11 protein-coding genes are annotated in these 7,241 nt (G+C 52.1%); 2 read left to right on the forward strand and 9 right to left on the reverse strand.

Annotation, left to right across the window (positions count from 1 at the left end):
* The 3 genes from QZ725_RS14655 to QZ725_RS14665 form a co-directional block, all read right to left on the reverse strand.
* Positions 1-181, reverse strand: a 181-nt coding sequence (locus tag QZ725_RS14655) for a hypothetical protein (RefSeq protein WP_293776949.1), incomplete at its 3' end; no start/stop codon positions are given.
* Between the two features lie 85 nt (positions 182-266).
* Positions 267-569 (reverse strand): hypothetical protein, encoded by a 303-nt coding sequence (locus QZ725_RS14660; protein ID WP_293781260.1) that lies wholly within the window; start codon positions 567-569, stop codon positions 267-269.
* 188 nt (positions 570-757) lie between these two features.
* Positions 758-1,066 (reverse strand): hypothetical protein, encoded by a 309-nt coding sequence (locus QZ725_RS14665; protein WP_293781263.1) that lies wholly within the window; start codon positions 1,064-1,066, stop codon positions 758-760.
* Positions 1,067-1,206: 140 nt separating this feature from the next.
* On the opposite strand from QZ725_RS14665, the gene QZ725_RS14670 reads away from it, so the two are divergent.
* Both QZ725_RS14670 and QZ725_RS14675 read left to right on the forward strand, forming a co-directional pair.
* Positions 1,207-1,530: a hypothetical protein gene (locus tag QZ725_RS14670; protein WP_293781266.1), complete on the forward strand. Its 324-nt coding sequence runs from the start codon at positions 1,207-1,209 to the stop codon at positions 1,528-1,530.
* 132 nt (positions 1,531-1,662) lie between these two features.
* A complete protein-coding gene (locus QZ725_RS14675) occupies positions 1,663-1,962 on the forward strand; it encodes a hypothetical protein (protein WP_293781269.1) in 300 nt (99 codons plus the stop codon).
* Positions 1,963-2,293: 331 nt separating this feature from the next.
* Here the strand turns inward: QZ725_RS14675 and QZ725_RS14680 are convergent, their stop codons facing one another.
* From QZ725_RS14680 to QZ725_RS14705, 6 genes are all read right to left on the reverse strand, one after another.
* Entirely contained in the window at positions 2,294-2,554 is a 261-nt protein-coding gene (locus tag QZ725_RS14680; protein WP_293781272.1) for a hypothetical protein, read from the reverse strand.
* A 72-nt stretch (positions 2,555-2,626) separates the two neighbouring features.
* Positions 2,627-3,514 carry a hypothetical protein gene (locus QZ725_RS14685; protein ID WP_293781275.1) on the reverse strand — a complete coding sequence of 296 codons (888 nt, stop codon included), beginning with the start codon at positions 3,512-3,514 and terminating at the stop codon, positions 2,627-2,629.
* 325 nt (positions 3,515-3,839) lie between these two features.
* Complete coding sequence (locus QZ725_RS14690) at positions 3,840-5,018, reverse strand: zonular occludens toxin domain-containing protein (protein ID WP_293781278.1); 1,179 nt, start codon at positions 5,016-5,018, stop codon at positions 3,840-3,842.
* Positions 5,015-5,314, reverse strand: a complete 300-nt coding sequence (locus tag QZ725_RS14695; RefSeq protein ID WP_293781281.1) for a DUF2523 family protein — start codon at positions 5,312-5,314, stop codon at positions 5,015-5,017. The genes QZ725_RS14690 and QZ725_RS14695 overlap by 4 nt, the downstream gene beginning before the upstream one ends.
* A 1-nt stretch (position 5,315) precedes the next feature.
* Complete coding sequence (locus tag QZ725_RS14700; RefSeq protein WP_293781284.1) at positions 5,316-6,749, reverse strand: hypothetical protein; 1,434 nt, start codon at positions 6,747-6,749, stop codon at positions 5,316-5,318.
* A gap of 118 nt (positions 6,750-6,867) precedes the next feature.
* Entirely contained in the window at positions 6,868-7,080 is a 213-nt protein-coding gene (locus QZ725_RS14705) for a major capsid protein (RefSeq protein WP_293781287.1), read from the reverse strand.
* Positions 7,081-7,241: the final 161 nt, after the last annotated feature.

Here is a 7,241-nt window from a genome sequence, read left to right on the forward strand (position 1 = left end):
ATGCCCACATTGCGCCGCCGATCAATGAAGCGTCTGCTACGGACAGAGAGCCAAGCGAGGCAATAACACTCTCTGCACCTGTTTCCACAACGTAGCTACACGTGTGCGGATTCTGTTGCGTCGGGTCTAGTACGAGTACGAGACCGTCAGCGGTTTGTTTTGCGATTGCGCACACTGGCATCACAGCACCTTACGAATGAGGGCGCGGACGATTGCCGACACAGCAGCGGATATCGCGCGGCGCGTGATGTAGTGGCGGAGATTCATTACGCTGTCGCCTTAGGCGCAGGAGCAGCGGACTTGCCATGCGGATGCAAGGCGGTGATGCGCGGCACAACGACGCGCTCGAAAGACACGTCCAGTTCAAACTCTGCCAAGTAATCACCTGGTGTCGTTTCAGCCAGCGATTTAGGCAAGATCAGTTCACCAATCTTTACGCTGTTGTCGGGGCCGCGCACGACGCATTGCGCCTTGTACATTTCCCACGGTTGTTGAGTGCGTTTAGAAATCCCACTGTCTTTGTTGACGGCGATGATATTGATGAGGTGTTTGGTGTCGACTGCGGCCATGATGGTTTTCCTTTAGTTGAGTTTCGGTACGTAGGTATAGAAATGGGCTAGGTGCCCTCTTTGGTAAATGGCCTTTTTGGCCCTTGCTATTGCCACTTGTGCGGTTGTGGCGGATTCGGGAATCTTTGCGAATAACCAGCCGTTAGGCCGGTACACAAAGACTGTGAAATTCTGTTTGTGGGCGCGCGTCATGGCATGCGCATCGATTCAAGTTCATCGATGGCTTCAGCCAGTACAAGCAAGCGTGGTGTGTAGAGCGCAGGTTCAACAGAGTGGCGCTGTTCATCGCGGAGACGATCGCGCAGCAAACGCAAGACGTTGATGGTGTCATCGATCACCGAGTATTCAGGCAGGTGGAAATTGATCGATGTCGTCGGGTCAGCAGCGCGACGAGCGAAAGGCCAAGAGATGTAACCGGCAGTTGCAAGGCAAGCAATACCGAAGAGGACCAACAGTAAGGCAGCGAGGGCGAGATAGAGAATATTGAGATAAGGCATGGCAGTACCCTTTCGAAATGGTGTGATATGTTTACGCCCGTAGCTGGAAACTACTAAGCAAATTAGGGCTTAGCAGCATAGAGCTAGTGACCTGCGCAGATTAGCAGGATGGAGCTAAATATTTCTAATTGGAAATTACTATGACCTACGAAAAATTAATAGAAGCGGTGTTGCGTGGGCGCAGTGTCAATGCCACAGCAAAGGCACTCGGGATACCGCAAAAGACGTTCGAGAGTTACGTAAAGAAGAAACACTTCCCCAATTGCAGCAGGACGATTTTGCTAGCAAAAGAGGCAGGAATCGACATCGAGACAGCGGTAAAAGCGATCAGTAAAGCGGAAATGGAAGAGAACAAAACAGGTGAGCATTTGAAGGCAGCAATGTCGAAAATGTCACTGTCTTTTAATTCGTTACTGCGCGGCGCAAACGTAGGATGGAAGCGGGTTTCCACCACGGCGCAGTAACTATTTTGCGTACTTCATAAGATACAAATTATGCGAAGTTCTCTGGCACGAAAAGCACCCCTTATTCAAGGGATCACTTACCGGCGAAAGCCGGTATTTTTTTTGTGCAGGATTTTTCAGGGAGAACAAAAAATGAAGTATCCAAACACCCGTTATGCCAGCATCGACCAATTGTTATATTGGAAGCGCGGACTATCAGAAAAAGACTTAGCAAAGCATCTTAAACGTTCGAAAAAAACAATCGAAAATTATTTGTCAGGACGCGAAAAGATACCGTGGTGGGTGCCGGAAATCCTACGGCTACAAGAATATGAATATCAGAACCGCATGCGGATGATGAATATCCGAAAAGAGAAAACCCGTCTAACTGGAGAATCGAACGTCTTACAATTCCCTATCGAACAAACATTCAACAGGTCATCCGTCGCGTAAATGGATACGCACCCAAGCTGGCAAGCCTTGGAAATGCTCGGGTGCGCGGCGGTCGTCATGATGGATTAGCTCTTCGTCGTCAGTGCCAACCTCATACTCGTAATGCTGGCAACTGAAATGGGAACGAAGCATGTCAGGGCGAGGCAAATGCCGAACATCGCACCACCAGACCCTATAACGACGCTGCAAGGAATTCGGGAATCGCCATCCGAACTGTAGATGCAGGCATGTTCTGCAAGGACATTTTGGCGGGTACTCTATGTCATCAGACGTTGCCATAGACAGAAAGAAAAATCGACGGCATAAAGCCGTCGACAGATTTATAGCGCTATTAAGGGAATGCCTGCCATCCGGTTTCAGACTTCACGGGCACGTAACCAATGTCTGTGAGCCCGTCTATTTCCTTTGACAAATGATCATAAGGAATTTGAGCAGCGTCCTTTTGAATAAGCTGGCCGCCGATTCGCTCGATGGCAACGCGAGTACCCCATCTTTTTGAAATCACCATCTGATCCGTTGAAGGGTCATACATCTGAAATCGATAAACCTGGACTTCAATCGGGGTGAGATCACTACGAACAAGTTTTTGCATTTTTGCATCTCCTAACAGTGGATTCCCCTCCGCGACGGATTGTAGCGGAAATCACTGTATATGCAAACAGTATCAAAATGGGCAGTCTGTTCGCCCGATATCACCCGGTGCAGTCGCTATCCAGACTATGCCTAGTCCGTTATTGCACCAGATTTGGCAGCCGTCGATATTTCCTAACTGGGCTTCTTGGATGGCCACCTGCATGGCGGTCATCATGTCGTTGCTGTGGAGACGCCATTGAACGATTTCAGGCTCTGGAATGCCGCGTGACGTAAAGTATCGTTTCTGGTCTAGTTCGCGGCATTCCATTTCTTTGGTGCAGTATTTGGCGAGATAGGCAGCCAGTTTATGAATGCCCGTCTTGCCGAATCCGAACCGGTGCGGATCACGCACGTTGACTTGCGCCATTTGCTGGCCAGCTTCGTTTTTCCCGACTACGCGCTGCCATACCGACCGCAACAGATGATAGTTTTGGCGACCATGAACGGCGATGTGAAAATGGATGGCGCCGCGTTTCTGGTTTTCCATTACGGCCACGTAGTGGAATGCCATGCAGAGCTTCAATCTGCGACGGAATAGATCAAAGTACTTGAGCGCCCTAGCCCGGTCTGTAATGTTCTCGCGGAAGCTTAGAGTTACGAGGCGATCCGCGCCGATGGCTTTGCAGCGTTCGCGTACTTTCTTCTTTGCGGCTTTCCCTGCCACCAGATCGTTGCGCTCGCGGTTCTCTGATTCGCCGCGCTTGGACTTTTTATTGACGCCGAAGGGAGTCAGGGCAGCACCGTTGAAATGCTTCCCCTTACAGATGGAAATTTCCATTTGCCCATCGGCGAATATGCGCTTCGTGGCGGTGAAAGCGTCGAACCAGCCATTGCGCGCTGGCTCTTCGTGAGGAACGTTTACAACAGGATCGAAACTAACGTATGACAGGTCGCTGTCATTGATGTAATCTGCGGTCATTCAGGTATCCGGTTCGAGCGGTTATCTGGACGCCCCGGTCAGGTTGCAGCCTCACCGGGGCATTTCTTTTTGTACTTCGTCTTACTGCCTTGGCACACTGTTTCTGTGCCCCATCCGTTAAGTATTGCTAATACAAGTTTAGGCGGCGCTTCGCGCCGCCCGCCTGCTGCGCATGGCTGGGCGGCACGAACGCACGCCACCACCAGAACACGCCTTCGCATCGTCACTGGCCGGGACGACCGGCCAAAACGTTCCTACATGCTCAGTAACACGGCAAATCCTCAAATCGGATTTGCTGCGATAGTGATACTCAGCGGTTTGGCTTTCAATACGATGCGGCATAGCCCATGCCCTTGGCATCCTGATCGCGTGAGCGCACGCCTTCCGGTTTGCGGCCTGCTGTGGTGTTGTCAGCATTCAGGATGCCTACAGCAGATGCAACCTGTTCAGGCCGTGCAGGATCAACGGGAACGCGTAGCGCATCGGCCTTGACTAGGTATGGTTGACCATAGGCGCTTTGCTGCTGTTGCGGCTGCTCTTGCTTGAAGTCGACAAAGAAGCCCTTTTCGACAATCTGCTCACAAGTCGCCAGTTCGACGGCCAGAATCGTGCCTTGCTGGCTGTAGCACTTGCATTCACCGCGCATCTTGACGCATGCGGCAGGTATCGGCGCTGTCACCGGTGCTGTGACGCCATCGTATTTCGGCGCGGTGTGCTGAAGGCCAGACACACGTGGCGTTTCGTCAAACATGTAGCGTTTTGCGTCAGCAAGTGGGTCCTGCCATTTTTCCTTTTGCGGTGGCGATGATTGCTGGACAGGTTGCGAACTGGTGAACTGTGCGGGCTGTGGCGGTTGGTCCTTCATTTTCTTGCCGACCATCAGCCAATAAACGAGATACGCCATTGCTATGAGAATGACCGGGAGCGCAAAGAGCAGCCATACACGCATCGGTATGTTGCGCTTGATCGTGTGTATCTCCGCACTCTTATAAAGGGCATAAATCGATTTATCGAATTTCCAAGCATGTTTAATGCTGTCTTTGCGCCCTGCCGGTTTGTCGCAGTTGTCGCGCACAGACGGCCATTCATGAATCGTGCTTGATTCGGTTCCCCACTTGCGAATGCAATGCATGTGCTTGCCACACAGGCGGCGTATCGATGAATCGACCAGGAGCGGGTGCTGCGTAATAAGAACGATGTTCAAGCCCTGGTGCCGGATCGTTTCTAACCTGGCGACATAAGGCGGCGGTTCTTTGCCCAAGGATCGAGGACGGAAAATAATCTGGCACTCATCGATGACGATGATCGCACCTGGCGGCGCATCAAACCATTTTTCTGGATCGATAGGTGTCCACTTCCCTGCCAGCTCATCGCCGAGTTGGATGCCGTGATAGAACACCGGCCGACTCTCACGCTCTGACCATTCCTTGACGTACTTAAGCGCATAGAGCGTTTTGCCGTTACCGGGAAGGCCGGTAATCAATTCGATCGGTGCGCTGCTCACTTGGTCACCAACTTGGTTACAGAGTCGCTACCAGCGAGCTTGATCGCCAGTGCGGCCGTATATGCAGAAAGGATCAGGCTAATGGCCTTATCGACCCAAAGGAAACCAAGGATGCCCATGACATCGGCACCCATGCCAGTCATGTTGGATGTGATGATGTTCTTGAGGAAATCGAAACCGATATTGAAGCCGGTGAATACGAAGAAGGACATGCCAAGGGCAAGCAAAACGCGACCGACCATCGAGGCCGCGAGCTGGAGAAGTCCACCGAGTAACGACGCAATGATTAATGGCATATCAGGAACCCAGTATCGGGCCTCGCAAGATTTTGAAGGACACCAGAGCGGCAATCGTCATCATGACGAAACGCAACCAGGCGATGTGTTCACATGGCTTTGATAATGGCAGCGTGACAGAGACGCCCATGATGCTGATTGTCTTGTCCGGCCAACACGATGCAGTGCCAAGGAAACTGTTCTGATTCATGTTCTGAAAATTGATCGTGGTGGCGTTCTGCTTCGTCGGCAGAGTGCCGCCAATAGGATCGTTACCGGCCAAGGCGGCTTTAGCCAAATTGGATTGATCGTTGTCTTTGTTGGACTCGCAGTACTGCTTTCGCTGCTGTCGCAAAATGGCGCACTGGATCGCGTCACCCTCGCAACTAGTGTTCTCGCATTCCCCGGCCACTGTCGAATTTTTACAGGCGTTGAGCTGCGGGTTCTTCTTACAGAAATCGTCTTTGCCATCGCTGGAATCGTCCTTACCAGCGCCACCGCCTGCTGACGTTGGCTTGTTACCGGTGACGCTAGACTCACTTGTCGTCACCTTGCCATCGGGTCCGGTGGTCGTCGTTTTCGTGGTGGTTGTGGTGCTACCGTCGCTATTGGTACGCGTAGAAACTTCTGTTTTTGTCGTGCCACCGTCTGGATTATTAACGGTGGTCGCTGGCTGCTTCACTTCGGTTTTTGTCGGGCTGGAGGGCGACGTGCCAGAGCCGCCACAGATGCTGCCACCGGTCGAGTCAGTACCGAGATTGACCGTACCTTTTGGGCAGCCTTGACCTTGCGCTGGATTGTGCGGCGGAACCTCAGTTGGTCTAGTACCCGAAGGCTTTGTGCTAGTGGATGTTGGGGACTCACCTGCAGTTGCTTGCCCTCCTTCAGTAACACGGAAGCTACAGAAAACATCGCCGGTTGAATCAAGAACATCGCAGTGATCGATACCGCCGACATAGACACGACATCCGCCAATGTTAGTCGGATACTTCATGTCGGTCGTATTGACGGTGCCTGGAATGACCTTGCCTGCGGAAACAACGACAGAGTATTGCTTTCCGGGTGTACAGAGAGGTGCGGGATCGGCGCATTGCTGAGCCGAAGGCAATGATGTGTTCGGCGCGGAACCATCGGCGCACTTTGTTCTTGATGCCGACTGAAACACAGCTTTTACCGACACCGACCTAGAGCCATTAGAGACTAGCACTTCATATATTATGCAGGCTGCTCGAGCATCGCTTGAAGAGTATTGACCGACCTCATAGCCATCTTTGCGGTAATTGCTATTAGGGATTGTGTACTTGCCATAGTAGTCAGCACAGGCAGCAGACTGACTGCTAAATTCGCCAGATGATCCGACCCAATACCATGTAGATGTGATGGGCGCAGCAGCCATTGCTATAGATGCGCACAGAGCCATCAGAACGCCGACGAGGAAATAGAACAGGTTTCTCATTTGAACAGGATCATTCCGGCGACAGCCATTGCAAAAAGTACGATCCAGCCTTCCATGTTTGCCCCCTTCCCTGTTAACTGAAAAGGGAGGCCGAAGCCTCCCAGTTTTGCGGCTTCGATTACATCGCGGAGCGAATGTATTTGAATGCCTTGATACCGACGATGACGACCAGCACGGCAGCACCGACGACAGCGGCAGCCGCGCCAGCTTCCGTCAATGCGGTCGTGACTTCGGTGGTACTGATGGCAGCGTGTGCGGACTGCACCAAGCCAATAGCCGAGAAGCCAGCCAGAGCGGCCGTACCGAACATGTGTTTTTTGAGCTTATTCATTTGATTCCCTTTCAGATGGATTGAAGATTGCATGCCCCACTTGTTTGATGCCCCAGCAAACGGCCCACAATGCCCACATTGCGCCGCCGATCAATGAAGCGTCTGCTACGGACAGAGAGCCAAGCGAGGCAATAACACTCTCTGCACCTGTTTCCACAACG

This window comes from uncultured Oxalicibacterium sp. (assembly GCF_913776015.1).
Taxonomy (GTDB): domain Bacteria; phylum Pseudomonadota; class Gammaproteobacteria; order Burkholderiales; family Burkholderiaceae_D; genus Oxalicibacterium.

Coding starts and splice junctions, on each gene's coding strand:
- QZ725_RS14660 (WP_293781260.1), bottom strand. CDS start 569: ATGGCCGCAGTCGACACCAAACACCTCATCAATATCATCGCCGTCAAC.
- QZ725_RS14665 (WP_293781263.1), bottom strand. CDS start 1,066: ATGCCTTATCTCAATATTCTCTATCTCGCCCTCGCTGCCTTACTGTTG.
- QZ725_RS14670 (WP_293781266.1), top strand. CDS start 1,207: ATGACCTACGAAAAATTAATAGAAGCGGTGTTGCGTGGGCGCAGTGTC.
- QZ725_RS14675 (WP_293781269.1), top strand. CDS start 1,663: ATGAAGTATCCAAACACCCGTTATGCCAGCATCGACCAATTGTTATAT.
- QZ725_RS14680 (WP_293781272.1), bottom strand. CDS start 2,554: ATGCAAAAACTTGTTCGTAGTGATCTCACCCCGATTGAAGTCCAGGTT.
- QZ725_RS14685 (WP_293781275.1), bottom strand. CDS start 3,514: ATGACCGCAGATTACATCAATGACAGCGACCTGTCATACGTTAGTTTC.
- QZ725_RS14695 (WP_293781281.1), bottom strand. CDS start 5,314: ATGCCATTAATCATTGCGTCGTTACTCGGTGGACTTCTCCAGCTCGCG.
- QZ725_RS14700 (WP_293781284.1), bottom strand. CDS start 6,749: ATGAGAAACCTGTTCTATTTCCTCGTCGGCGTTCTGATGGCTCTGTGC.
- QZ725_RS14705 (WP_293781287.1), bottom strand. CDS start 7,080: ATGAATAAGCTCAAAAAACACATGTTCGGTACGGCCGCTCTGGCTGGC.